Origin of the sequence: Rhodococcus sp. 05-2255-3B1 (assembly GCF_002258545.1) — a bacterium.
In the GTDB taxonomy this organism is placed as follows: domain Bacteria; phylum Actinomycetota; class Actinomycetes; order Mycobacteriales; family Mycobacteriaceae; genus Rhodococcoides.
In genome coordinates this window covers 337,162-360,277 of sequence record NZ_NOZC01000004.1, presented here as the reverse complement: position 1 = coordinate 360,277, position 23,116 = coordinate 337,162, and the positions used below count along the sequence as shown (strand labels likewise).

24 protein-coding genes are annotated in these 23,116 nt (G+C 66.7%); 14 read left to right on the top strand and 10 right to left on the bottom strand.

From position 1 onward, the window contains the following. Nucleotides 1–49 precede the first annotated feature (49 nt). Together CH249_RS03895 and CH249_RS03890 are read left to right on the top strand one after the other, a co-directional pair. Nucleotides 50–1,702, top strand: coding sequence for an alpha/beta hydrolase (locus CH249_RS03895; protein ID WP_373453490.1), 1,653 nt, complete (start codon nucleotides 50–52; stop codon nucleotides 1,700–1,702). 142 nt (nucleotides 1,703–1,844) lie between these two features. Continuing rightward, nucleotides 1,845–2,219: a DUF4440 domain-containing protein gene (locus tag CH249_RS03890; RefSeq protein WP_094682208.1), complete on the top strand. Its 375-nt coding sequence runs from the start codon at nucleotides 1,845–1,847 to the stop codon at nucleotides 2,217–2,219. Between the two features lie 177 nt (nucleotides 2,220–2,396). Here the strand turns inward: CH249_RS03890 and menE are convergent, their stop codons facing one another. Further along, a complete protein-coding gene (gene menE / locus CH249_RS03885) occupies nucleotides 2,397–3,485 on the bottom strand; it encodes an o-succinylbenzoate--CoA ligase (protein ID WP_094682237.1) in 1,089 nt (362 codons plus the stop codon). Between the two features lie 128 nt (nucleotides 3,486–3,613). Between menE and CH249_RS03880 the strand changes: the two genes are divergently transcribed. Both CH249_RS03880 and CH249_RS03875 read left to right on the top strand, forming a co-directional pair. After that, on the top strand, nucleotides 3,614–4,981 hold the full coding sequence (locus CH249_RS03880) for a hypothetical protein (protein ID WP_256988084.1): 1,368 nt from the start codon (nucleotides 3,614–3,616) through the stop codon (nucleotides 4,979–4,981). A 105-nt stretch (nucleotides 4,982–5,086) separates the two neighbouring features. After that, nucleotides 5,087–6,370, top strand: coding sequence for an EAL domain-containing protein (locus tag CH249_RS03875; RefSeq protein WP_256981160.1), 1,284 nt, complete (start codon nucleotides 5,087–5,089; stop codon nucleotides 6,368–6,370). On the opposite strand, the gene CH249_RS03870 is transcribed toward CH249_RS03875, so the two are convergent. The 3 genes from CH249_RS03870 to CH249_RS03860 are packed head-to-tail and all read right to left on the bottom strand — an operon-like array spanning nucleotide 6,367 to nucleotide 8,818. Beyond that, nucleotides 6,367–6,747: a VOC family protein gene (locus CH249_RS03870; protein WP_032393920.1), complete on the bottom strand. Its 381-nt coding sequence runs from the start codon at nucleotides 6,745–6,747 to the stop codon at nucleotides 6,367–6,369. The two genes, CH249_RS03875 and CH249_RS03870, sit on opposite strands and share 4 nt — an antisense overlap. 48 nt (nucleotides 6,748–6,795) lie before the next feature. Continuing rightward, nucleotides 6,796–7,917 carry a diguanylate cyclase gene (locus tag CH249_RS03865; RefSeq protein ID WP_256988083.1) on the bottom strand — a complete coding sequence of 374 codons (1,122 nt, stop codon included), beginning with the start codon at nucleotides 7,915–7,917 and terminating at the stop codon, nucleotides 6,796–6,798. 7 nt (nucleotides 7,918–7,924) lie between these two features. Next, complete coding sequence (locus tag CH249_RS03860) at nucleotides 7,925–8,818, bottom strand: 1,4-dihydroxy-2-naphthoyl-CoA synthase (protein WP_094659408.1); 894 nt, start codon at nucleotides 8,816–8,818, stop codon at nucleotides 7,925–7,927. 67 nt (nucleotides 8,819–8,885) lie between these two features. On the opposite strand from CH249_RS03860, the gene CH249_RS03855 reads away from it, so the two are divergent. The 3 genes from CH249_RS03855 to CH249_RS03845 are packed head-to-tail and all read left to right on the top strand — an operon-like array spanning nucleotide 8,886 to nucleotide 10,995. Continuing rightward, nucleotides 8,886–9,530, top strand: coding sequence for a PaaI family thioesterase (locus CH249_RS03855; RefSeq protein WP_094682207.1), 645 nt, complete (start codon nucleotides 8,886–8,888; stop codon nucleotides 9,528–9,530). After that, entirely contained in the window at nucleotides 9,527–10,498 is a 972-nt protein-coding gene (locus tag CH249_RS03850) for an o-succinylbenzoate synthase (protein WP_094629476.1), read from the top strand. Before CH249_RS03855 ends, CH249_RS03850 begins: the two co-directional genes overlap by 4 nt. A gap of 53 nt (nucleotides 10,499–10,551) precedes the next feature. Beyond that, complete coding sequence (locus tag CH249_RS03845; RefSeq protein ID WP_032393924.1) at nucleotides 10,552–10,995, top strand: hypothetical protein; 444 nt, start codon at nucleotides 10,552–10,554, stop codon at nucleotides 10,993–10,995. A 42-nt stretch (nucleotides 10,996–11,037) separates the two neighbouring features. Here CH249_RS03845 and CH249_RS03840 read toward each other — a convergent pair whose 3' ends face one another. The 4 genes from CH249_RS03840 to CH249_RS03825 are packed head-to-tail and all read right to left on the bottom strand — an operon-like array spanning nucleotide 11,038 to nucleotide 14,983. Continuing rightward, nucleotides 11,038–12,435 carry a DUF2252 domain-containing protein gene (locus CH249_RS03840; RefSeq protein ID WP_045198973.1) on the bottom strand — a complete coding sequence of 466 codons (1,398 nt, stop codon included), beginning with the start codon at nucleotides 12,433–12,435 and terminating at the stop codon, nucleotides 11,038–11,040. 22 nt (nucleotides 12,436–12,457) lie between these two features. Beyond that, nucleotides 12,458–13,288, bottom strand: coding sequence for a siderophore-interacting protein (locus tag CH249_RS03835; protein WP_045198975.1), 831 nt, complete (start codon nucleotides 13,286–13,288; stop codon nucleotides 12,458–12,460). Nucleotides 13,289–13,334: 46 nt separating this feature from the next. Then, nucleotides 13,335–14,399: an AbrB family transcriptional regulator gene (locus tag CH249_RS03830; protein ID WP_045198978.1), complete on the bottom strand. Its 1,065-nt coding sequence runs from the start codon at nucleotides 14,397–14,399 to the stop codon at nucleotides 13,335–13,337. Then, nucleotides 14,396–14,983: a flavin reductase family protein gene (locus tag CH249_RS03825; protein WP_032393928.1), complete on the bottom strand. Its 588-nt coding sequence runs from the start codon at nucleotides 14,981–14,983 to the stop codon at nucleotides 14,396–14,398. Before CH249_RS03825 ends, CH249_RS03830 begins: the two co-directional genes overlap by 4 nt. 62 nt (nucleotides 14,984–15,045) lie before the next feature. Here CH249_RS03825 and menD point away from each other — a divergent pair, with 62 nt between their 5' ends. Continuing rightward, the gene (gene menD / locus CH249_RS03820) at nucleotides 15,046–16,656 is read left to right on the top strand and encodes a 2-succinyl-5-enolpyruvyl-6-hydroxy-3-cyclohexene-1-carboxylic-acid synthase (protein ID WP_045198981.1); all 1,611 of its coding nucleotides are present in this window, start codon (nucleotides 15,046–15,048) and stop codon (nucleotides 16,654–16,656) included. 14 nt (nucleotides 16,657–16,670) lie between these two features. Here the strand turns inward: menD and CH249_RS03815 are convergent, their stop codons facing one another. After that, nucleotides 16,671–17,174: a DUF2505 domain-containing protein gene (locus CH249_RS03815; RefSeq protein ID WP_094629483.1), complete on the bottom strand. Its 504-nt coding sequence runs from the start codon at nucleotides 17,172–17,174 to the stop codon at nucleotides 16,671–16,673. A 55-nt stretch (nucleotides 17,175–17,229) separates the two neighbouring features. Here CH249_RS03815 and CH249_RS03810 point away from each other — a divergent pair, with 55 nt between their 5' ends. The 4 genes from CH249_RS03810 (at nucleotide 17,230) to CH249_RS03795 (ending at nucleotide 20,034) form a co-directional block, all read left to right on the top strand. Then, a complete protein-coding gene (locus CH249_RS03810; protein ID WP_045201015.1) occupies nucleotides 17,230–17,670 on the top strand; it encodes a hypothetical protein in 441 nt (146 codons plus the stop codon). Next, nucleotides 17,663–18,121, top strand: coding sequence for a glutaredoxin domain-containing protein (locus tag CH249_RS03805; protein ID WP_094682205.1), 459 nt, complete (start codon nucleotides 17,663–17,665; stop codon nucleotides 18,119–18,121). The genes CH249_RS03810 and CH249_RS03805 overlap by 8 nt, the downstream gene beginning before the upstream one ends. A gap of 63 nt (nucleotides 18,122–18,184) precedes the next feature. After that, complete coding sequence (locus CH249_RS03800; protein WP_179272897.1) at nucleotides 18,185–19,324, top strand: glycosyltransferase family 1 protein; 1,140 nt, start codon at nucleotides 18,185–18,187, stop codon at nucleotides 19,322–19,324. A 14-nt stretch (nucleotides 19,325–19,338) separates the two neighbouring features. Continuing rightward, on the top strand, nucleotides 19,339–20,034 hold the full coding sequence (locus CH249_RS03795; protein WP_082073920.1) for a demethylmenaquinone methyltransferase: 696 nt from the start codon (nucleotides 19,339–19,341) through the stop codon (nucleotides 20,032–20,034). A gap of 6 nt (nucleotides 20,035–20,040) precedes the next feature. Here CH249_RS03795 and CH249_RS03790 read toward each other — a convergent pair whose 3' ends face one another. Next, nucleotides 20,041–21,288: a geranylgeranyl reductase family protein gene (locus tag CH249_RS03790; RefSeq protein WP_082073921.1), complete on the bottom strand. Its 1,248-nt coding sequence runs from the start codon at nucleotides 21,286–21,288 to the stop codon at nucleotides 20,041–20,043. Nucleotides 21,289–21,416: 128 nt separating this feature from the next. Here CH249_RS03790 and CH249_RS03785 point away from each other — a divergent pair, with 128 nt between their 5' ends. Further along, a complete protein-coding gene (locus CH249_RS03785; RefSeq protein ID WP_045198988.1) occupies nucleotides 21,417–22,103 on the top strand; it encodes an HAD family hydrolase in 687 nt (228 codons plus the stop codon). Beyond that, nucleotides 22,100–23,113: a phosphate/phosphite/phosphonate ABC transporter substrate-binding protein gene (phnD, locus tag CH249_RS03780; RefSeq protein ID WP_094682204.1), complete on the top strand. Its 1,014-nt coding sequence runs from the start codon at nucleotides 22,100–22,102 to the stop codon at nucleotides 23,111–23,113. Before CH249_RS03785 ends, phnD begins: the two co-directional genes overlap by 4 nt. Nucleotides 23,114–23,116: the final 3 nt, after the last annotated feature.

Genomic DNA, 23,116 nt, shown 5'->3' with positions numbered 1-23,116 from the left:
GTCGGCCGAGAAATACGATCAGGACGTGACCACACGGCGGTTGGCCCGGATCGGCTCCTTCTGGCAGGACTCGCGAGCGGATCGGTACTGCCGCGCGCTCCATCCCGTCGGCCTGTTGTTCGCCGTGGTGTTCTTCGCGCTGTCGATGACGCCGTCCCTGTTGCCCCGCGTCTGGTACCTGCAGGCGGTGGCCACCGGTATCAGTGTCGCGATCGGTTACGGCGTCGGCTGCCTGATCGCGTGGGTGGTTCGAACCTGCGGGGTGTCGCCGGACTGGTCCGAGCAGTGGCGTCGACGCGGGTGGTGGGCGTTGGCTGTTGCCGCGGCGGTGGCCGTTCCGTTGTTTCTGATCCTGGGATCGTGGTGGCAGCAGATCGTTCGCAAGCTCGTCGGTGTGGAGGACCCCGGCAGGCCGCTGTACGTCGCGGTACTGGTCGTCTCCCTGGTGGTGGCCGTTGCTGTCTTGGCGTTGGGTCGTCTGCTGCGGCGGGCTTCTCAGGCCTTGACGCGGTGGGGCAAGCAATACGTGCCGAAGCCGGTCGCACGGATCGCCAGCGTGATCGTCGTGGCCCTGTTGGTGGTGTTCGCGGTCAACGGCGCACTCGTTCGCGGCATCGTTGCGGTCGCGGAGCAGTCGGCCTCGACTGCGGACCGCGGCAACCACGACGGCGTCGAGAAGCCCACCGCGGCCGAACTGTCGGGTTCGGACGACTCGAACGAGGAGTGGGAATCCCTGGGGCAGGAGGGGCGACGCTTCGTCGTGTCCGGGGTATCACCGGACGAGATCAGTGAGTTCACCGGAAGGCCTGCGGTGCAACCGATCCGTGCCTACGCGGGCGTGGAGTCCGCGGACACCGTCGAAGGCGTCGCCGATCGGGTGGTGGCCGAGCTCGAACGCACCGGCGCATTCTCCCGCGCTGTACTGGGCGTCGCGACGACGACCGGACGCGGGTGGGTGAACGAAAACGTCGCTCGCCCTCTGGAATACCTGTACGACGGCAACTCGGCTATCGCGTCGATGCAGTACTCGTTTCTGCCGAGCCCGATGGCATTTCTGGCCGATCGGCAGTCTCCGCAGGACGCCGGACGAGCCCTCTTCGAGGCGGTGTACGAGGTGTGGAGCGAACTCCCCGAGGATGCGCGACCCAAGCTGGTGTTGTTCGGTGAAAGCCTCGGTGCCTACGGCGGACAGGACGCGTTCAGCGGCGCACAGGACATGATCGCGCGCATCGACGGTGCCCTGTGGGTCGGCAACCCGAACTTCACCCCGCAATGGGCACGCATCACGGCCGGACGCGACGCCGGTTCTCGCGAGATACTGCCCGTCGTCGACGGCGGCGAACACGTGCGCTTCGCCAGTTCGTCCGGTGACCTCGACATCGACGGACCGTGGGAAGAGCCGCGAATCGTGTACTGGCAGCATGCATCCGACCCGATCGTGTGGTGGTCACCGGACCTGATCCTGAACCGGCCCGACTGGTTACGCGAACCCCGCGGCACCGACGTCGACCCAGGAGTGCAGTGGTTTCCGTTCGTGACCTTCTGGCAGTTGACGTTCGATCAGGTCTTCTCCACCGACGTCGACGACGGACACGGCCACAGTTACGGAGCCGACGCCGTGAACATGTGGGCCGACATCCTCGAGCCGCCCGGCTGGTCCGACGCCGATGTGACGCGGTTGTACGAGAAAATGGCGGGCTGAGGCGTCGGGTGATCGGTTACCGCCCACCTCTGCCGCAAACGCGCGCGCGTTCGCCGAACGCGCGCAGGTTCGCCACCTGTTCGCTCACTGTTTCGCGCACCTGGCAATTGCGCGCGCATTCGTGCGTGAGACAGTGCATCCCATGCCGCCTGCCTCCGCCGGTCGACCCAGCGCTGACAACGACGTGTCGACGGTTCTCGACCTCGAACGAGAGCTGCAGACTGCCGAATGTCGACGCGACCGCGAGCGGCTTGCCCGTCTGCTCGCCGACGACTTCACCGAGGTCGGAGCGTCGGGCACGGTGTGGGACAAGTCGTCGATACTCGACATGCTCGGTACCGAAGTCTCCGTGGAGATCGAGATGATCGAACCCGTCGGACGGGCGATCGGTCCAGATTATGTTCTGCTGCAGTGGATTTCGCGAACGTCGAAGATGCACGCCCGTAGAACCTCGCTGTGGCGGCGTACGAACACCGGATGGGAACTGGTGCACCATCAAGGCACGCCGCTCGAATGACCACCCCGGCGCAAACGCGCGCGCGTTTGCCGAACGCGCGCAAGTTCGCCGCCTGTTCGCCCACTATTGCGCGCGCACCTGACAACTGCGCGCGCGTGTGCGGTCGACCCGACGCCCCAGCGGCCGATCGAAGACCACCGCGCACAACCACTGTGCTCGACGAGAGTGCGCCGCAACCTAGAGTTTCTGCAGCACGGTGCGCAGTTCGGCCCTGTTCAGTTTTCCCGGACCTCGTGTGGGTAGTGAGTCGAGTAGATACAACTCGCGTGGTGCGGCGGTGATGTCGAGCGAGGCAGCAACGTGGGTGCGTAGGTCCGCCAATGTCACCGGAGCAGAGGCGACGACTGCGACCACCACTTTCTGGCCGAGTCGCATGTCGGGCAATCCCACGACGGCGCATTCTCGTATTGCGGGGTGTGTTGCCAGTGCAGCCTCGACGACCTGCGGCACGACGGTCAGTCCGCCGGTCGAGATCGCTTCGTCGAGTCGTCCGGAGATGCCCAGGACCCCGTCGACGATGGTTCCGGCGTCGTCGGTGCGGAACCATCCGGGTTCGGCGAACGCCGGATGATCGGGTAGCCCGCGGTAGCCCGAGGCCACGGTCTTTCCACCCAGCACGACCCTGCCGTCGTCGATGCGTACGACGGTGCTGTGCAGTGGAACTCCGTCGTACACACAGCCGCCTGCCGTTTCGCTCATTCCGTAGGTCCGCACCAATCGGATGCCCGCGTCCTGTGCCTTCTCTCGCAGCGGTGCCGGTGTCGCGGCCCCGCCGAGGAGGACTGCGTCCAGTGAGGCGAGGGCCGCGATCGCTTCGGGGATCTCGAATGCCTTCAGCAATTGTCCGGGGACCAGTGAGGTGTAGCGCAGGGGTCCCGACATCAGGCCAACCGCGTCGATCAGAGCGGAGGGATCGAAACCTCTCGACACGTCCATCACGACGGGCGAGGTTCCGGCGAGCACACTGCGGAGCAGTACCTGCATTCCGGCGATGTGGTGTGCGGGCAATGCCAGCAGCCACGACCCCGGTCCGCCGAGTCGTTCCTCGGTGGCCGTCGCCGAGGCCACCAGTGCAGAAGCGGACAACATGGCTCCCTTGGGGACACCCGTCGTTCCCGAGGTCGCGACGACCAGGGCGACGCCGTCGTCGATGGGGGTTCCCGGTGCCAGCGCGTCGTGCAGGCGCTCGGTCTCACGCAGATCGTCGGTGGGCACGGGAAGCAGGGCCGGGCCGTCGCCTGCAAGCATGCGGCTCAGCCGCGGCATGATCTCCGCCGCCGCAGGCCCCGACGGAATGGATACGCTCTCGAGCACGGACTCGAGGCTAGTCGCACGGCTCGATCGCGGACGGGAGCACCTACGGGTCCGCGGTTGTCACCCGAGATCGAGTCGCTGTGGAACAGTGGAACATCGTGAAGGGATCGGGCATGGACGACGCGGTGTGGGCAGCTCTGTCGTACTTCGATTCCGTCGATCCCGCGCTCGCCGCCGACGCGCGACTGGGCTGGGACGGTCTGGTGGACGTGTCTCCGCCCGCGGGCCCGACGCAACATTCCGTCCAGACCTACCTGTGGGTGTATCTGCGTCACGCGGCCGAGGGGCCCGATCGCGCGGTCGACATCGCACATGCCCTCGGTGACCTGCTCGACCGGCTCGGACGCGTCGGATACGCGGAGATCGCCCGAAGCGCCGTCACCGAGGAGCTGGTGCGAACACCCGACGACGCCGCGTGGTTGCAGCACTATCGCGCCGCCACCGAACAGTCGGGCATCGGTGCCGTCGATACCGAGCTCGTCACCTGGCAGGACGCCCCGACCGGTGTCGAGCGGGCCATCGTGGAAAAGATCGGCGAGACGCTGGAAGTGGCGACCATCGCCGGCGAGTTCGAGCCGTCGAAGCCCGGTGGGCGACCGCTCGGCACCAACGCTCTGGCCATGCGTCGACGCGGCGTCACCGATGCCGTGCTGACCTCCGATCGAGGCAAGGACGACTCCGAGGCAGTTCTGCTCGAACAGCTCCTCGACCACCGCATCGAGTTGTGGAGCAACTACAGCGCTCCGCGGGCCGAGCTGTATCTGGGGCTGCGCGAGGCTCTGCACGACGCCGCCGAGCCGGTGTACGGGTGTGTGCGCAGGCTCGAGAGTTTCATCGGATGCATCGGGGACGGCGTCGCGTTGACCGACGCCGGGTACCTGCCGGACGAGGTGGTGGCCGGCATCGCGAACACCATGTTTCCTCCGGCCGAACGTCCGTTGTATGTCGGCCGCGAACTCGACACGGAGAAGGTACTGATCGTCCGACGCCTCCTGATGAGGGTGCGTCTGCTGCGTCGGTCCGCCGGGCGGTTGGTACCGACGGCCCGAACTCGGCAGCTCAGCTCCGACGGGCTGTGGCGCGTGCTCACCGCAGGCATCGTCGGCATCGAATATCACCCGGACACGATTGCCGCGGAGGTCGTTCTGGCTCGCATGATCGTCGGTCACGATGTCGCCGACGTGGAAGCGACGGCAGACGACCTGGCGCGTCTGCTGCGGGCCGAGGGGTGGACGCATTCCGGCGAGGAGCCTGCTGCCGAGCATGCCGAGCCGCTCGCTCGGACCCTGGTCGCCGAGTTGAGCGCCCTCGGGGCGTTCGAGTTGCCGGAACCGGCTCACGCGTCGGGGCCGCAGCCGTCCGGCTCGGTCGCGACTGACGAAGGCAAGCGACTCGCCGCGGCGGTGCTGCGGCATCGGCTGCTCCATACGCGCTATCCGTCGTTGTGACCGCTCTCGGATGGCCTATCGGTCGAAACTGCAGATGTGGCCCGGTTAAGCTCACCTGGATCCGGTTCCAGAACGGACCCGGCGGTTCGTTGCGAGGTGATGCCGGTGGACGGTGAGGTCGCGGACACCGCGCGCTCTCGGTCTCGCCGGCAGAGCGACTCGGCTCGTCGATACCTCGATGTCGAGGCGACGACGCCCGCTCTGCGGTCGACGGTCGAATTCGCCGCACGCAGCGTCGGATTCGCCATCGCGCAGCTCAACGTGCTCGACGAAGACACTCAGTACACGCTGGTCAACGTCGGCGGACCGCCGGTGTCGACGGTCGTACGAGCCGACACCCTCTGCGACGACGTGGTGCGCTCCGGCGAACCCGCCGTCGTGGCGCACGGTCGCGTCCATGCCACCACCCGGCAGCGCGCCATCCTCGACGACAACGGCATCGCGTCCTACGCGTCGGTTCCGCTGCGCGGGCGCGAGGGCCTGGTGATCGGCACCCTCTGCCTGCTCGATCGCACGACGCGCTCGCTCTCGGGTGAGCAGATGCGCGAACTCGAACAGTTCGCGTCGGTGCTGGAGGAACAACTCGACCTGCATCGCCGCGTCGGATCGGGCGTCAGCCGGCTCGGGAGCGACAACGACATCGCCGACTCCATCGCCGACGGCCACATCGTCCCCTGGTTCCAATCGATCGTGGATCTGCGGACCGAGAAGATCGTCGGCTTCGAGGCCTTGGCGCGTTGGCATCACCCCACTCGCGGGATGGTGGTGCCTGCGGACTTCGTGCCGTTCGCCGAAGCCAGTGAACTGATCATCGACGTCGACCTCAGTGTGCTCGCGCAGGCCGCGGTCGAAATGAAGAAGTGGCACGTCCATCGTCCGGACCTGCGGCTGACCGTCAACATCTCGGGACGCCACCTGGCCCATCCCGACGGGGTCAGTCAGTTGCAGCGCGCCATCGCGTCCTCCGGTGTGTCGCCGTCGTCGATCTCGCTCGAGCTCACCGAGACCACCGCCGTGACGCCGGGGCCGTTGCTGCGCAGGCACATCGACGACGTGCATCGGCTCGGCTTCAGGGTGCTGCTCGACGATTTCGGTTCGGGCTGGTCCTCACTCGAACGGCTGGTGACCCTTCAGCCCGACGGCATCAAGATCGACGGGCACCTGACGCGATTCGTCGACACCGTGGCCGGACGGGCGATGATCAGGTCGTTGGCCGGAGTGGCGAAGGATCTCGATCTGACGATGATCGTCGAGGGCATCGAGAGTCGCGAACAGGCCGACGCTGTGCTCGAACTCGGCTGCACTCTGGCTCAGGGGTATCTGTGGTCGAGGCCGCAGTCGGCAACGGCGGTGCTGCGCGCGATCGCCGACGACGCGTCGACGGGCTAGCGGTTGTCCTTTCGCAGCGGATGATCCTGCGGGATCTGCACCAGCACGATGGGAATCGCGTCCGGATCCTCGATCCACATCTCGATCAGGCCCCACGGCTCGGTGCGTGCCTCACGCACGATCTCGATCCCGGCGGCCGTCAATTCCTCTGTAGCAGAGGCGATATCGCGTACCTGCAACCACAGCGCGCCGGAGAACGAACCCGATTCGTCGCCGCGATGATGCGCAGCGATCTCGAGCAGACCCTGACCCGCGAAGAACACCGTTCCGCCGGGGTATTCGCGACACACTGCCAACGACAGACCGTCACGGTAGAACGCGAGAGTCCTCTCGTAGTCGACGGGTCGCAGAATTGTCCGAGAAGCGAGGATGTCCACCCCGCATGGATACCACGGTCACCCGAGGTGGTTCCGCAGGCTCCACTCTCACAGTTCGGTCGTCGCGATTCGGTTACCGCCGGCAGCCTTCGCCTCGTACATCATCGAATCCGCCATCCGCGTTGCCCGTGTCACGACGTCGATGTTCTGATCCCACACCGGTGAACCCGCGTGCACGATCGCAGCCCCCACGCTGACCGTCACCGCAATCGGATCCTCGGGATCGCGCAGTGCTCGGCGCACCCCGTGGACCAGCGCGTCGATGTGGAGGCGGGACGTCGAGACGACGGCGAGGTACTCCTCCCCGCCGGTGCGTGCGACCACACCGTATTCGCCCAGATGTGCGCGTAGACGTTGGGCGACGCGCAGGATGACCGCGTCGCCTTCCTCGTGCCCGTACAGATCGTTCACCGATTTGAACCGGTCGATGTCGATCATCACTGCCGCCGAGCACTGATCCTTCTCTCGGCCGCGTGGCCACACATCGTCGATGGCAGCGTCGAGACCGCGACGATTGGCCAGGCCGGTCAACGGATCGAGCAACGAACGACGCGCATCGTCGGTCAGGATGGTGATCAACAGATGCGAGACGAGCGGAACTGCGGCGATCGTGAGCAGCACGACGTTCGTCCGGAAGATCAGTGATGCGATGTCCACCTCCCCGCGGGAGTACGTCGCTGCGGCGGCAACGAGAGTGCATGTCACCGCGAACACCAGGTGCGCCAGCAGCCAGCGGGGGCTGAGGCAGAACGTGCAGAACGTTCCGATCACGGCGAACAGCGTGCACGTCAGCAGGGCGTCCGTGAGCGGGTTGATCCACAGCGTCGACGCCGTCCCCAGATCGGCGAAGACCGCGAAGGCCACCACCCCGAGCCGGCCGGGAAACGGTCTGGTGATCCAGGCCGCGCTGACGGCCACGACCATGACGATCAGAGCCGATTTCCAGGCGATGGCGAGCGGGCTGCGTGTGGTGTCCTGGGCGAACAACGACACCACCGCCAGCACACCGAAATTGAGCGTCAGGCATGCCAACACCCACCGGATGATTCTTCCGGCGGCCCGGGAGTTCTGGAAGTCCGCCATCCAGCGATAGTCGTAGGGCTGGGTGAACCAGTCTCGCAGAGCGCCCGCAGCACTGTGGTGGTTTCGGCGGTTCGACGTCGAAATCACCGGTAGGTCAGAAGTATCGGGGGAACGGCGACCAGTCGGGCTCGCGCTTGTCGAGGAATGCGTCGCGACCCTCCACGGCCTCGTCGGTCATGTAGGCCAGGCGGGTGGCTTCACCGGCGAACAGTTGCTGACCTACCAGGCCGTCGTCCTGCAGGTTGAAGGCGTACTTCAGCATTCGTTGTGCCTGAGGTGATTTCGCGTTGATCTTGGCAGCCCACTCGATCGCGGTGTTCTCGAGCTCGTCGTGATCGACCACCTTGTTCACTGCGCCCATCCGGTGCATCTCCTCGGCCGAGTACGTCTCGCCGAGAAAGAATATCTCGCGGGCGAACTTCTGACCGACCATCTTCGCCAGATACGCACTGCCGTAACCACCGTCGAAGCTGCCGACATCGGCATCGGTCTGCTTGAACCGGGCATGCTCGCGGCTCGCGAGAGTCAGATCGCACACCACGTGCAGGCTGTGCCCGCCTCCTGCCGCCCAGCCGTTGACCAAGCAGATGACCACCTTGGGCATGAAGCGAATGAGGCGCTGCACCTCGAGGATGTGCAGGCGTCCGGCGCGGGCCTTGTCGACGGTGTCGGCCGTCTCCCCGTCGGCGTACTGGTAACCACTGCGACCGCGAATGCGCTGATCGCCACCGGAGCAGAACGCCCAGCCGCCGTCCTTGCTGCTCGGACCGTTGCCGGTGAGCAGCACCGTTCCCACGTCGGAGCTCACCCGTGCATGCTCGAGGGCGCGGTAGAGCTCGTCGACGGTGTGCGGCCGGAAAGCGTTGCGAATGTCGGGCCGATCGAACGCAACTCGCACGGTCGCGTCGGACACGTGGCGGTGATACGTGATGTCGGTCAGGTTTTCGAAGCCGGGAACGGGACGCCACAGTGCGGGAGTGAAGGTCACGGGCGCCAGCTTAACGGTGGCCGGGGTTGACTCCGTGCCGAACGGTCGGTGCAGCTAGCGTGCAGTCATGACCGACCCGATCGAGCTCGACCGAGATTCCGACCCCGAATACGACCACCACGGCGGCTTCCCGCGTTTCGTGCCGGCGAAGGTGGGCCCGGAGTACGGGCAGTTGCTCGAGGCGCTGCGCACGGTGCAGGATCTCGCGGTGTCCACCTCGTTGCCGGCCGACGTGACCGCGGCGGCAGCGGACAAGGCCAGGGAACTGACCGAGCTGTTGAGTCCGCACGTGGTGGCCGAGGGGCGACAGACCGCCGGACGAGTTCCTCGGCTGCCCGGTCGCGGTTCGCTGCTGTTGCTGCCGTGGATCATCGAGAAGATCGACGCCGAGGGCGTGCGCAGCAGAGGCATGTTCCGTCGTTTCCACCTCGGTGGTAACTCCGCCGCGCACGGCGGCACTTTGCCGCTGCTGTTCGACGACCTCTTCGGCCTGATCCAGCACGCCTACGGCAGGCCCATCAGCCGGACGGCGTACCTGCACATCAACTACCGCAAGGTGACGCCGCTGAACACCGAGCTGGTCGTCGAGGGCGCGGTGGATCGGGTCGAGGGGCGCAAGACGTTCATCAACGCTCGGCTCACCGATCTCGACGGCACCCTGTTGGCCGACTGCGAGGCGTTGATGGTGCAGTTGCTCCCGGGGCAGCAATGATCCCCCCGATCGACGACATTCTGGACGGCGCGCACGTGCTCTCGATGCCCATGCGGACCAAGTTCCGCGGCATCACCACCCGCGAGGTGATGCTCGTTCGTGGGCCGGCCGGGTGGGGTGAATTCTCACCGTTCCCCGAATACGACGACGTCGAGTCGGCACCCTGGTTGGCGTCGGCGATCGAGGCAGCGTGGGACGGCCCGCCGAGCCCACTGCGTCGACGCATCCCGGTGAATGCGACCGTCCCCGCCGTGGCGGCCTCGGAGGTGGCATCGGTGCTGAGCCGATCTCCCGGGGCCGAGACCGCCAAGGTGAAGGTGGCCGAGAAAGGGCAGACGCTCGCCGACGACGTCGCCCGGGTGCGCGCGGTGCGCGAGCTGGTCCCGCGGGTTCGCGTCGACGCCAACGGAGGCTGGACCGTCGACGAGGCGGTAGCGGCGCTGACGGCCCTGACCGCCGACGGTCCGCTCGAGTACGCCGAGCAGCCGTGCGCCACCGTTGCCGAACTCGTCGAACTTCGTCGCCGGGCTCCGGGAGTTCGCGTGGCAGCGGACGAGAGCATTCGCCGAGCCGAGGATCCGATGAAGGTCGTCCGGGCAGGCGGAGCCGACATCGCGGTGCTCAAGGTCGCCCCGCTCGGTGGGATGCGCGCGGTGCTCGAGCTGGCCGGCGAGCTGGGGGAGTACGGCGTTCCGGTGGTGGTGTCGAGTGCTCTGGATTCGGCGGTGGGAATCTCGGCCGGTCTGGCCGCTGCCGCGGCGTTGCCGCACCTCGAATTCGCCTGCGGTCTGGGAACGGGCGCACTGTTCGTTCGAGACGTCGCACCTGCGCCGGAGGTGGTCGACGGAACGTACCCCGTCGGCAGCCTCGAACCCGACGCCCAGGCGCTGATCGACCTCGATGCCGATGCCGATCGCACGCAGTGGTGGATCGAGCGAGTTCGGCGTTGCCACGCCCTTCTGCGGTAGTGTTGCGGCCGGTCCGCGACGGGGCCGCTGACACATCTGGGAGGAAGTTCGAAGTGGTTGCTGCACTCAAGGATTCGCTGCTCGACGAGTCGAAGGCCGACGCTCTGCGCGTCGACGTTCTGGCTCTGATCGATGCCGAGGTCGCGGACAAGAAGGGCGCGAGTGGCCTCGCGGTCAAGGGGGGATACGGCGCAGTGAAGAAGGTCGGGCCGTCGTACATCGACAGCGCGGTCTCGGCTCTGTGGCCCGATTTCGTCGACAAGCTCGACCCGTTCTGGCAGTCGTACAACGCTGCCCCGCAGGGCACGTTCGGTGACTATCTCGTCGCCAACGGCGACGCCGCATCGGACGCGCTGCTCTCGGTCACCGATGCACGCATCGAGGAGACCGACAAGTCCGTCGTCAAGAAGTTCTACGGCAGCCTGCGTGGCTCGGCGAAGAAGAACGTCATCGAGGCACTGCCTCGCGTGGGTGACCTGGTCGCCAAGCACGCGTAGTGCGCTCCGCGCAGTGGCGTGGTTATGTGCCCCCCACGGCACTCAACCACGCCACTGCCGTAGGCACTCCCAGTCGGCTTCCGTCTGATCCGCGTACAGCTGCGCGAAGCGGCACAACGCCACCTCGAGGGCATCGGAATCGCCGGTGTACCCCGAGATCATCGACGCGCCACTGGTGCGCGCGTGACCCTTGGCCAGCAGACGGCCCACCACCCGTGCGTAGTCGACCAGCGCGGGTGCATCGATCGACGACAGGTCGATCGTTCCCTTCATGTTGCGGAACTGCCGCACGTAGTACTGCCGTCCGGCGATGGTCGTCCAGCCCAGTAGCGGATCGCTGACGGTCTGCAGATCCTGCTGATACTCGACGACGCGTTGCCCCTGATGGTCGTGCCAGGCCGATTCGCCGTGCACGTACGGTGCCAGCACCGAGCGTCTGGCCTGCTTGAGCTGGAGAAACACCACGTCGTCCTCGCTGGTGCCCTCGAGCAGAGCCACATACGCCCGCAGGCCGACGCTGCCGACGCCCACCACGCGGTGCGCCACGTCGATCAACGTGTATCCACCGAGCACTCGACGCCAGTGCGGGGTCAGGGTGAGCAGATACTCGTCCAGTCCGACGGCGAGAAGTTCCTCGTCCTTCGCCGAGATGCGCGTGGTGATCGGCGGCTCCTCGACGATTCTGCGCTTGCCCTCGTGCTTCTCGGTGAAACGCGGCAGAACGCGGTCACTGGTGCGCCGACGCGCCTTCTTGGTGGCGCGTTTGATCTCCTTGCGCAGCGACCCTTCGGTGGCGTCACGCTGCAGCTTCTCGGCGGTCAGACGCTGGAACGAACGCGACATCAGCGGCTCGTCGGCAAGTCTGGCCACCTCGATGCGGTACGCGGACACACAGGCGGTGACGGCGTCACGGCACTGATCCTCGGTGCGGCCGTTCTGCCGCCCGGCCACCCAGATGCTCGCGGCGAGGCGTCGTAGATCCCACTCCCAGGCTCCCGGGTGGGCCTCGTCGAAGTCGTTGAGGTCGATGACGAGGTCACGTTCCGGTGAGGCGTAGAAACCGAAGTTGCCGAGGTGGGCGTCGCCGCTGATGACCGGGTTGATGCCGGTCGACGGCAGCATCGCCACGTCTCGGGCCATGACGATGGCCGTGCCGCGCAGAAAGCCGTAGGGGGACTCGACCATCCGCTCGAGGCGCGTCGGTATCAGCCACTCGATGCGGCCCTGGTGCGAGTAGTCGATCTGCTTGACCGGGTCGGGTCGATCCGGCGGTGCCGCCCAGTCACCCAGGGAGGCGATCGGAACCTTCTCGCGTAGGCGTCGACCCAGTTCGTAGCGCTCGGCGCGGGGGAGAGGACGGGCTCGCAGCGAGGCGAACGACGCGCCGTCCACCTCGACCGAGTCGGTGACGACCGTGTGACCTTTTCCCAAGCCGGACATGTGAGATGACACTAATCCAGTGCTATCCGGCGGCTTTACCGAACTTCCAGTATCCGGTGAAGCAGATGCTGGATTTCGGTACTGCGCGGTCGTTCACCAGGTATCTGCGCAGGCCCGTCGCCAGGCCCTGCTCGCCTGCCACGTAGACGTACGGGGTGCCGCCGGGAAGTTCGGCCTGCTGCACAGCGGTCAGTGCGGCCTCGCCGGGTTTGGCATGCCGGTCGGGACGGACGATCCAGTTCAGCTCGACGTCCGGCGGCACGTCCTGATGCTGGATGTCTGCCTCGGTGGGGACTTCGACGAACACCACGGCCCGCAGGTCCGCGGGCGAGGATCGCAGTATGCCGAGAATTGCCGGAGCAGCACTTTCGTCGCCGACGAGCAACTGCCACGAGGGTTCGGTGTCCGGGTTGTAGATGCGCCCCTCGTCGAGAATCGCGACGCGGTCTCCGGGTACGGCCTGCGCAGCCCACGACGACGCCGGACCTGCCTCGCCGTGTTCGCCGCCGTGTGCGACGAAGTCGACGTCGAGCTCCGCACCCTCGCTGAATCGGCCCTGGCCTGCGGGCCGGAAGTCGCGGACGGTGTAGTTGCGAACCACCGGTCTGGTGTCCTTCGAGAAGGTCAGATACTGGGCGTACCAGAGCTTGGAGGTCGTGCTGGGTATGCGGGGTTCGCTCTGCCCCGGTTGCGGCAGGAACAGTCGAAACCACTGGTCGTAGCCCATGTACCGGTAGTCCGCGAGCGACTCGCCCCCGAGGGTGATTCTGACGAAACCGGAACTGATCTTCTCGGCGGCGAGGACGTGCAGACGGTAGAACGCCGGGTGATCGGGTTTGACGTACTTGGCCATGCCGGTGAGATTAGTGGACCCTAACTCCGAATGGGGTCGCGTCGATTCACTCGGGTCGATCTCGTCGGTAGTGCTGGACGACCTTCGCTCCCATCGGCACCGCGAACAGCATCATGAACACTCGGATCACCTGCGCTGCCACGACGAACGTGACGTTCGCTCCGGTCGATGCCGCGATCGCCAGTACCGCGTACACCCCACCCGGGGTGGTGGCGAGGTAGCCCTCGTATCCGCTGGTGCCCGTCGACGAGGCCAACCACAGCCCCAGCAACGCGCACCCGACGGTGACGGCGATGATGAGCAGCAACGCGGACGGCAGCACCCGCGAGATGGACTTCAGGCTCGCGACGGTGAATCGCAGACCCGCTTGCCACCCGATCACGATGTACGCCGCCCACAGCAGCAACGTGGGAACCGATGCGTCGAACGAGAACCCGAGGACATCGGCGCACGTGGCGATGATCAGTGGGCCCAGCAGTGCGGGGGCAGGAAAGCGCAGCGCACGCGCGAGCAGTACGCCGATCGCGCCGCAGACCAGCACGAAAACCAGGTCCACGTACAGCGGAGCTCCGGAATCGGCGATCGCGGTCGAGTGCCCTGGCTGCGCCCGGAACACCAGCGTCGCCACCAGCGGCAGGGTGGTGGTGACGAGAACGACCCGCAGGTACTGCACCACCGCAACGACGCGTTCGTCGCCGCCGAGTTCCTGGGCGATGGCCACCAGGCCCGACGCGCCGCCCGCGACCAGTGCCAGCGCACCGGTCAGTGAATCGATGTCCTTGCGCAGTCCCAGCAGCGCGCCCGCGGCGATGGACAACAGGAGCGTTCCGACGCATGCCAGCAGCACCGGCAACCACGCATCGCCCAGTGAGCCGAGTGTGTCTCGTTGCACCAGCGTCCCGATCTCGACGCCCAGCACCGCCTGAGCCGCCATGCCGAGCCGTCGCGGCAGCGGAGCGCGCTCGGTGCCCGTGGTCGGTGCCCAACCTGCGAGAGCGAAGATCACCCCCACCAGCAACGCGACGAACAGGGCTGCCGATGGAACCCCGAGGGCGTCCGCACCGACCGTCAGTCCGACGGTGACGAGAACCAGCAGCGACCAGCGAATCAAGAAGGGCGCTCGATTTCGCGAACCTCGGGCGGCAAGCCCCACTCGGTACGGCCGAGGCGGCTCAGCGGGGCGATGGCGTCGAACTCGGGGAGGCCGTCCTCGGCCAGATATTCGGGACGTACCGACAGAGCGACGACGGTGCCCATGACGACGAAGCAGTTACCGACTTCGACGACGCGATGCAGCGTCGCCTCGATGGCGATCGGAGCGGCGGCCACGCGCGGTGGTGTCACGACGGTGCTGGGCTCGCTCTCGATCCCGACGGCTTCGAATTCGCTGACGCCGTGGTCGAAGCTCGCCGAACTGCTGTTGACCTGATCCACCAACGGTGCCGTCGCCAGGTTCACGACGAACTCGCCCGTGGCCTCGATGTTGCGAAGACTGTCCTTGCGGGTCACCGAGGTGAACTGCACGACGGGCGGTACCACCGAGGACACCGTGAAGAAGCTGTAGGGGGCGAGGTTCGCCACACCGTCGGCGGAGACGGTGGAGATCCACGCGATGGGCCTGGGTACCACCGAAGCGGTCAGGAGCTGGTAGAAGCGACCGGGAGCGACCTCGTCGGGCCGAAAGACTGTACGCACACCTCAATACTGTCAAAGCCCGGTTGCGGCGGCTGACCGACGCATCTGACACTCTGGAAACTGTGAATCCGTCCACCGCACAGGCCACCGCAGTCGTCGACGAATTGGCGCGCAGCGGGATCCGAGACGTCGTGCTCTGTCCCGGCTCGCGGAACGCTCCGTTGGCGTTCGCGTTGCAGGAGGCGGACGTCGCCGGTCGTCTGCGGTTGCACATGCGGATCGACGAGCGAACCGCCGGCTTTCTGGCCATCGGGCTGAGCCTGGGCAGCGGTCAGCCCGTCCCTGTGGTGATGACGTCGGGAACCGCGGTCGCGAATCTGGGGCCTGCTGTTCTCGAAGCGAACTACGCACGCATTCCGCTGATCGTCATCAGCGCCAACCGCCCGTACGAGATGCTCGGGACCGGCGCGAACCAGACCATCGAGCAGCTCGGCCTGTTCGGATCTCAGGTCCGCGCGACGATCAGCCTCGGGCTCGCCGAGGAAGGGCCCAAGCAGAACAGTCAGTGGCGCAGTGCGGTCTCACGGGTCATCGCCGCAGCGCGCGGCGCACGCTCCGGCAACGCGGGCCCGGTGCACTTCGATATCCCGCTGCGTGAGCCGTTGGTGCCTGCGATCGGAGACCCGGGTGCCCGTCCGGAGGGTCGGCCCGACGGAATGCCGTGGACCTCGACCACCCAGGCGACACTGGACGTTCCCGTCGAACTGGATCTGACGATCGACACCGTGGTCGTCTCCGGTCACGGCGGTGCCGTGCGTCCGGAGCTCGCCGGGCTGCCGACCGTCGCCGAGCCGACGGCGCCCCTGCACGGAATCCCGTTGCATCCCTTGGCTCTCGCGCAGTTGAAGCCGCGCCAGGCAGTCATCACCGGGCGGCCTACGCTGCATCGCCAGGTCTCGGCTCTGTTGGCCGACCCTGCGGTCGACGTCATCGCGCTGACCACCGGACCGCGCTGGCCCGACGTCTCCGGCAACGTCCTGGCCACCGGCACTCGGGCAGTCACCACCGGCGCGCCCGACCCTGCCTGGATCGCGCGCTGCGCCGCTCTGTCCGAGAAGGCCGAACTGGCTGTGCACGAACAACTTCGAGAGCATCCCAAGCCGGCGGGGCTGCACGTTGCCGACGTGGTGATGTCCGCGCTGCAGCCCGGAGACCAGCTGGTGCTCGGAGCGTCCAACCCCGTGCGCGACGCGGCCCTGGTGGCGACCCCGACCCCGGACGTGAAGGTTCTCTCCAACCGCGGCGTGGCCGGCATCGACGGCACGGTCTCGACGGCCATCGGTGCCGCGATGGCCGGAAAGCGCCGCACCATAGCGCTTCTCGGCGATCTGACATTTCTGCACGACGCGGCGGGCCTGCTCATCGGCACCGGTGAACCGCGTCCCGACGACCTGACGATCGTGGTCGCCAACGACGACGGCGGCGGCATCTTCGAGCTCCTCGAACAGGGCGACCCGCAGTACGCGGGGGTGTTCGAGAGAGTGTTCGGCACACCCCACGGCATGGATCTCGGCGCGCTGTGCGGTGCCTATCGTGTGGAGCATCGACTGGTCGACTTGGCCGATCTGGCAACCGAACTCACCGGCCGTGCCACGGGAATCAGAGTGCTGGAAGTGACCACCGAGCGATCGGGACTGCGGGATCTACATGCAGCGATCAGGGCGCGGCTGTAACGCGTGGTAGGTCGTCAGCCCTGTTGCGCCGCAACCCATTCGAGGGTTTCGCCGGTTTCCTGATCGATCATGTCCTTGATCATCTTGTTGATCAAGTCCTCGATCTTGCCGCCGACGAGGGGAATCTTCACCGTCGATTCGCCCTTGACGATCAACTTCGCACCGGTTCCGTCGGGTCGAAGGGACAGCGTGCCGTTCACCTTGGCCGGTAGACCGGTGGTGCCGCCGATGAGGGTTCCCTCGGCATGGTCGCCCTCGAGCGGACCCCAGTGATCGGTGCGGGAGACGATCAGCTTGCCCTTGATGACCTTCGTGACGAAGCCGGGGAGTTCGGAGGTGCCGACCTCTTCGGTGATGTCGACCGTCAGACCGCCGTCCTCGTGCTTGGTCATTTCGTACCCGTCCGTCTTCTTCGCCTTGGCGAAACGGGCTGCCCACTGGGCCTCGCTGGTGAGTGCTGCGTGCACGTCGGCGGGGGGATTGGACGATTCGACGGTGAACTCGAAGCTGCGCGACATGAGTGCAGACGCTACCCGAGCGGCGTCGCGTCGGCTGCGAAGTAACCTGATCGCTGTGACCGCTACCGACAGAGCCAGCCGAACGCTGTACCGGACCCGGCTGGTCGTGCTCGTGGTCGCCGGCGCGATTTCGGTCCTCGCCGTGCTTCTGGTGGTCGGAGCCTGGCGCAACGACGTCACCATCGATTCCGACAAGGGCACCGCCACCGCCGAGGTGCTGTCCGCGGGCAAGTTGCGCTCGGCCGTCAGCTTCATCACCCCCGACGGCGTGACACACAACCCGGCGCTCGGCGTGCTGTACCCCACCAACCTCATCGCCGGTCAACGCATCGAGGTCGAGTACTACAAGGCAGACCCGGACGTCGAACTGGTGCGCGTCGCCGGCCGCGACGCTACCGTCGCTATCGTTCCGGCCGGGTCGGTCATCGTCGTCACCTGGCTGATCGCCGGGCCGGTGCTGTTCTGGTTACGACGCAAGGAGGCCCGGAATGCGTAATGCCAAGCAGTGGATCATCGCTGCCCTCGCCGCGGTGGCCGGGTTCGCGCTGGTGAACTTCGGCAACACTGCGTCCTCGATCGTGGTCTTGGTGCTCGCCGTTGGGTTCGTTCTCGCCCTGACGACGCCGGTGCTGTACCCCCGGTCCCTGTCCGACGACGCCTCGCGCACTCTGGCGACTCGGAATTCGGTGCCGTTGGTCTACTGGCGTCCTGGATGCATCTTCTGCCTGCGGTTGCGGGTAGCGCTGCTGCTGCGCGGAAAGAAAGCCGTGTGGGTGAACATCCGCAAGGATCCGGCAGGAGTGGAGCCTGCGGAACGACCATTCAACGCTGCGGCCGCGCGGGTTTGGTCGGTCAACGACGGCAACGAGACGGTCCCGACCGTGTTCGTGGGCTCCGAACACCGCACCAACCCCGATCCGTCGTGGGTGCTCGCGCAATTCGTGTGACGTTGGCCCACACGTAACGTTGTCCATACCTGGCCGACTGCGGGGCCGCCCACACTGAGGACCGTGCGAGTAGCCATCGTTGCGGAATCGTTCTTGCCCAACATGAACGGCGTCACCCACTCGGTGATCCGTGTCCTCGAACACCTCGACAAGACGGGGCACGACGCCATCGTCATCGCCCCGGACAATCCGTCCGGCCCCAGAGCCGCGACGTGGCACGACGACGTTCCGGTGCACCGGGTGCCGTCGATCATGGTCCCCAAGGTCAGTTCGCTGCCCGTCGGAGTGCCGGGCCTCGGCATGGTCTCGGCGATGCGCGCCTTCGCCCCCGACGTCGTCCATCTCGCGTCACCGTTCCTGCTCGGAGCAGGCGGTCTCGCCGCCGCCAACCGACTGGATGTGCCTGCTGTTGCCGTCTACCAGACCGATGTCGCCGGTTTCGCCGCCAGTTACGGCCTCGGCCTGACGTCCAAGGCCGCGTGGCGCTGGACGAGGAGACTGCACCGCGGCGCGGCCCGCACCCTGGCACCGTCCACCTCCGCCGTCGACGCACTGGAGCTGCACGGAATTCCGCGCGTGCACCGATGGGCCAGGGGAGTGGACGCCGTCCGCTTCGCACCCTCGGCCACGTCGCAGACGCTCAGAACCCAGTGGGGAGCGAACGAGAAGCTGATCGTCGGATTCGTCGGCAGGCTCGCCCCGGAGAAGCACGTCGAGCGGCTCGCCGTACTGGCCACCGACCCGTCGATCCAGTTGGTGATCGTCGGCGGCGGACCCGACACAGCGGCGTTGCAGACCCTGATGCCCGGCGCGATCTTCACCGGTCAACTCGGCGGCGACGAACTCGCTCGGGCCTACGCCAGCTTCGACATCTTCGTCCACCCCGGCGAACACGAAACCTTCTGCCAGGCAGTCCAAGAGGCCCTCTCCAGCGGCGTCCCCGTCATCGGACCCGACGCCGGGGGCCCGCGCGACCTGGTCTCGCACTGCCGCAACGGATACCTGCTGCCGGTCGACAAGTTCACCGAGCTGCTGCCCAGTGCCGTAGGTGCCCTCGCCGAACCCACCACCCGCGCACGATTCGGCGACGCGGCCCGCAAATCCGTTCTGCACCGAACCTGGCCCGCCATCTGCGACGAACTGATCTCGCACTACTACGACGTGCAAGGCATCACAGCGCCGCAGGCAGTGAACGTTGCTTGAGTAGTCTGGACCCTGTGGCCCAGACATCACGCGCAACCCTGGCAAAAGAGCCCCACGAGGTGGCGTCGATGTTCGACGGCGTCGCCCGTCGATACGACATCACCAACACCGTTCTCTCGTTCGGGCAGGACCGCAGTTGGCGCAAGCTCACTCGGCGAGCGTTGGATCTGAAACCCGGCGAGCGTGTTCTCGATCTTGCTGCAGGCACCGGTGTCTCCACCGTCGAACTCGGTCGCAGCGGAGCCTGGTGCGTGGCCACCGATTTCTCCAAGGGCATGTTGCAGGCCGGATTGCAGCGAGGTGTTCCGATGGTCGCAGGCGACGCGATGGCACTGCCCTACGCCGACGCCAGCTTCGATGCCGCCACCATCTCGTTCGGCCTCCGCAACGTCTCGGACTTCGATGCCGGACTGCGCGAGATCGCCCGCGTCACCAAGCCCGGCGGCAGGCTCGTCGTCTCGGAATTCTCCACGCCGGTGTTCGGTCCGTTCCGCACCGTGTACATGGAGTACCTGATGAAGGCGTTGCCGAAAGTCGCACGCGCGGTGAGCAGTAACCCCGACGCGTACGTCTACCTCGCCGAGTCCATCCGCGCTTGGCCGACGCAGGAACAGTTGGCGCAGCGCATCGCCGACGCCGGCTGGACCGACGTGCAGTGGCGCAACCTCACCGGCGGAATCGTCGCGCTGCACAAGGCAACTCGACCGTAGCGCGGTTCACGAGAACGGCGGCCGGGAATCGACTTTCAACGATCCGCTTCCCGATGCCCGCCACGTGCGCGCTACGAGGTCGCTGTCGGCCTCGGTGATGAGGTTGCCCATGCAGCGGACGGCAACTTTCATCAGCGCCCGCGAGCGCATGCCCACCGGTCCTGCAGCCGGTAGGAATCTCGGCACGGTCAACAGTCCGGCGAGGCGTCGGGCGATGGAGAAGGCCTGCCCGTAGTGCTCGCGCAGCAGGCTCGGCCACGCGTCGGTGAGGTCGGGGTGATCGAGCAGGTCGACGACCATGCGGCCGCCTTCGAGTCCGTAGTCGATGCCCTCGCCGTTGAGTGGGTTCACGCAGGCTGCGGCGTCACCGATGATGGCCCAGTTGGTGCCTGCGATGCCCGAGACCGCTCCGCCCATCGGCAGCAGCGCCGACGCCACCGAGCGCAGTTCCCCGCCGAGGTCCCATTCGCCGCGACGCTGGTGGGTGTAGAGGTCGAGAAGCGGGCGCAGCGCTCCGGGTGCAGGCCGCTTGGCGGTGGCCAAGGTGCCGACGCCGATGTTGATGGTCCCGTCGTTCAGCGGGAAGACCCAGCCGTAACCGGGCTGCAGAGTGCCTGCGGCGTCACGTAATTCGAGGTGTGAGCTGATCCATTCGTCGTCGCTGCGGCCCGAGTCGATGTAGGCGCGAGCCGCGACGCCGAATGCGGTGTCGCGATGCCACTGTCGCCCGAGTTGCTTGCCCAGAGTGGAACGGACACCGTCGGCGACGATCAGTGTGCGACAGGAGATCTCGTGGGCTCCGGTTGCGGTCTGGAGTGTGACAGAACGGACCGAATTGCCGTCGCGGGTGACGGCGACAGCCTTGGCTCCCTCGGCCATGACGGCCCCGGATTCGACCGCGACGACGCGAATCCTGTCGTCCAATTCGGTTCTGGGGACGGCACTTCCGATGGTCGGCAGCGATCTGCTCGGCCACTCGAGTTGTAGTTCCTGGCCGAATCCGCTCAGTCGCAGTCCCCGGTTGCGCGCCTTGCCGCGCACCCACTCGCCCAGACCCAACTGATCGAGCTCGGCGACGGCACGTGGCGTCAACCCGTCACCGCACGTCTTGTCGCGGGGAAAGACTGCCGCGTCGGCCAGGACGACGTCGCGGCCGGATCGCGCGGCCCATGCCGCAGCGGACGATCCTGCGGGGCCCGCGCCCACGACCAGAACGTCGGTCGCGGTGGGTGGGACGGGGTGGGGGGTGCTCACGAGTTCCAGTATCCCGACCGGAGCGACTCGGTGCCGTGAAGGGGCTCCGGTTAACGCCGTGTGAACGCTTGTTTCATAGATTCAGAATCTATGGACGGATCGTTCATGGCGGGTCTAGCGTCTCTCACGTGCACCAACCGATCCTCCTCCTCGACTTCGACGGCACCGTCTGCCTCGGTGACGACCCGGTCTGGGCCTACGCAGACGCGGTGGCCGAATCTCTCGACCGCATCTCCGCCGCAACTCTCCGTGCCGGGTTGACGGCTTTCCTGGACCGCGGCGCGGGGGAGTACCTCGACGGCTACTCCGCCGTCCAGCAGCTGTCGGTGGGAGTGGACGCTGCTGTTCTCGCCGCCGCATACGCGCAGTCCCGCGAGCGCCTCGCCGCAGGTGAGCTCGAGGTGTGGGCACCGGCCGGGCTCGCGGATTTTCTCGATCTCGTCCGCGCCGACGTGGTTGTGGCCACCAATGCCCCGCGGCGCGGCGTGATCGAAACCCTCGACCGGCTCGGTCTGACCGCGGCTGTCGATCATGTCGTCACCGATGCAGGCAAGCCCGAGAAGATGCCCGCGCTGGTGGACTCGCTACTGGGCGCGCGATCACCCCATCTGTTGGCCAGTGTCGGCGACATCTGGCGCAACGACCTCGACGCACCGCATCGGCGCGGTGCCGTCACCGCTTACATCGACCGCCACGGTCACCCCCGCCCTGAAGCGACGTTCTCCGCCTCGTCGTTTCCGGCGTTGTACGACGAACTTCTCGAATGGTCGACCGATCCAGCAGCATTCGCACTCACCCACGAAGGACAGTCATGAGAATCCGCACTCCCTTGCTCGCGGTGGTTGCCACCGGACTGCTCGCCGCCTCGCTCACCGGATGCGGAGCCCGCGACGAGTCCACCACCGAATCCTCGGCTGCGTCGCCCTGTACCGGGTCCAGCTCGGCAGATGCAGCCGACCCGTCGGAGCTGACGCTGGCACTCGTCCCCTCGGGCGACGCCAACAAGCTCGTCGAAACCGTCAAGCCGCTGCAGGACGCGCTCACCGAGCGCCTCGGCATCCCGGTCCGCGGCGTCATCACACAGGACTACCAGGCGGCGGTGGAGGCCATCGGTGCCAACCAAGCCCAGATCGGCATGCTGCCGCCGCTGCAGATGGTGCAGGCCTGCAACAAGTACGGGGCCGAGCCGGCTCTGCAGACCGTGCGCAAGGGCAAGACCACCTACGCCGCGCAGTTCTACACCAACAACCCCGACAAGTACTGCGACGACGCTCCCGTCACCGGAGCCAACGGCCTGCTGTACTGCAACGGAACCGAAAGCGGCACGGGTCCGGCCGGATTGGACTCGCTGAGCAAGATGAACGGTGCCAAGACCGTCATGCTGCAGTCCGCGTCCTCGGCCGGATTCGTCTTCCCCTCCGCCGCATTGAAAGAGGCCGGTATCGACTCCACCACCGATCTGGACCTGACCCAGGTCACCTCGCACCCGGCGGCAGTGCTGTCGGTGAACAACGGCGACGACGAAGTGGGCGTGTCGTTCTGGGACGCCCGCGAGACCGTCGTCGCCGACACCCCCGATGTGGCGAAGAACCTGGTGGTGTTCGCACTGACCAACGAGATCCCCAACGACGGCGTCTCGATCAGCAGTTCGCTGAGCCCTGATCTGCAGCAGCGCATCTCGGACGCGATGGAGGACTACGCGTCCACCCCCGAGGGCGTCGAGGCCCTCACGGCGATCTACCAGATCACCGGTCTCGACAAGGCGGACCCTGCAGCGCTGCAGCAGGCGCAGACCGAGGCGGACACTATCGGCCTGGGGAACTGATCG

Excerpts from the sequence above, each read along its gene's own strand:
- CH249_RS03890 (WP_094682208.1), top strand. The coding sequence starts at position 1,845 with ATGCCGCCTGCCTCCGCCGGTCGACCCAGCGCTGACAACGACGTGTCG.
- menE (WP_094682237.1), bottom strand. The coding sequence starts at position 3,485 with ATGCCGCGGCTGAGCCGCATGCTTGCAGGCGACGGCCCGGCCCTGCTT.
- CH249_RS03855 (WP_094682207.1), top strand. The coding sequence starts at position 8,886 with ATGACCGACCCGATCGAGCTCGACCGAGATTCCGACCCCGAATACGAC.
- CH249_RS03850 (WP_094629476.1), top strand. The coding sequence starts at position 9,527 with ATGATCCCCCCGATCGACGACATTCTGGACGGCGCGCACGTGCTCTCG.
- CH249_RS03840 (WP_045198973.1), bottom strand. The coding sequence starts at position 12,435 with ATGTCCGGCTTGGGAAAAGGTCACACGGTCGTCACCGACTCGGTCGAG.
- CH249_RS03835 (WP_045198975.1), bottom strand. The coding sequence starts at position 13,288 with ATGGCCAAGTACGTCAAACCCGATCACCCGGCGTTCTACCGTCTGCAC.
- CH249_RS03815 (WP_094629483.1), bottom strand. The coding sequence starts at position 17,174 with ATGTCGCGCAGCTTCGAGTTCACCGTCGAATCGTCCAATCCCCCCGCC.
- CH249_RS03805 (WP_094682205.1), top strand. The coding sequence starts at position 17,663 with ATGCGTAATGCCAAGCAGTGGATCATCGCTGCCCTCGCCGCGGTGGCC.
- phnD (WP_094682204.1), top strand. The coding sequence starts at position 22,100 with ATGAGAATCCGCACTCCCTTGCTCGCGGTGGTTGCCACCGGACTGCTC.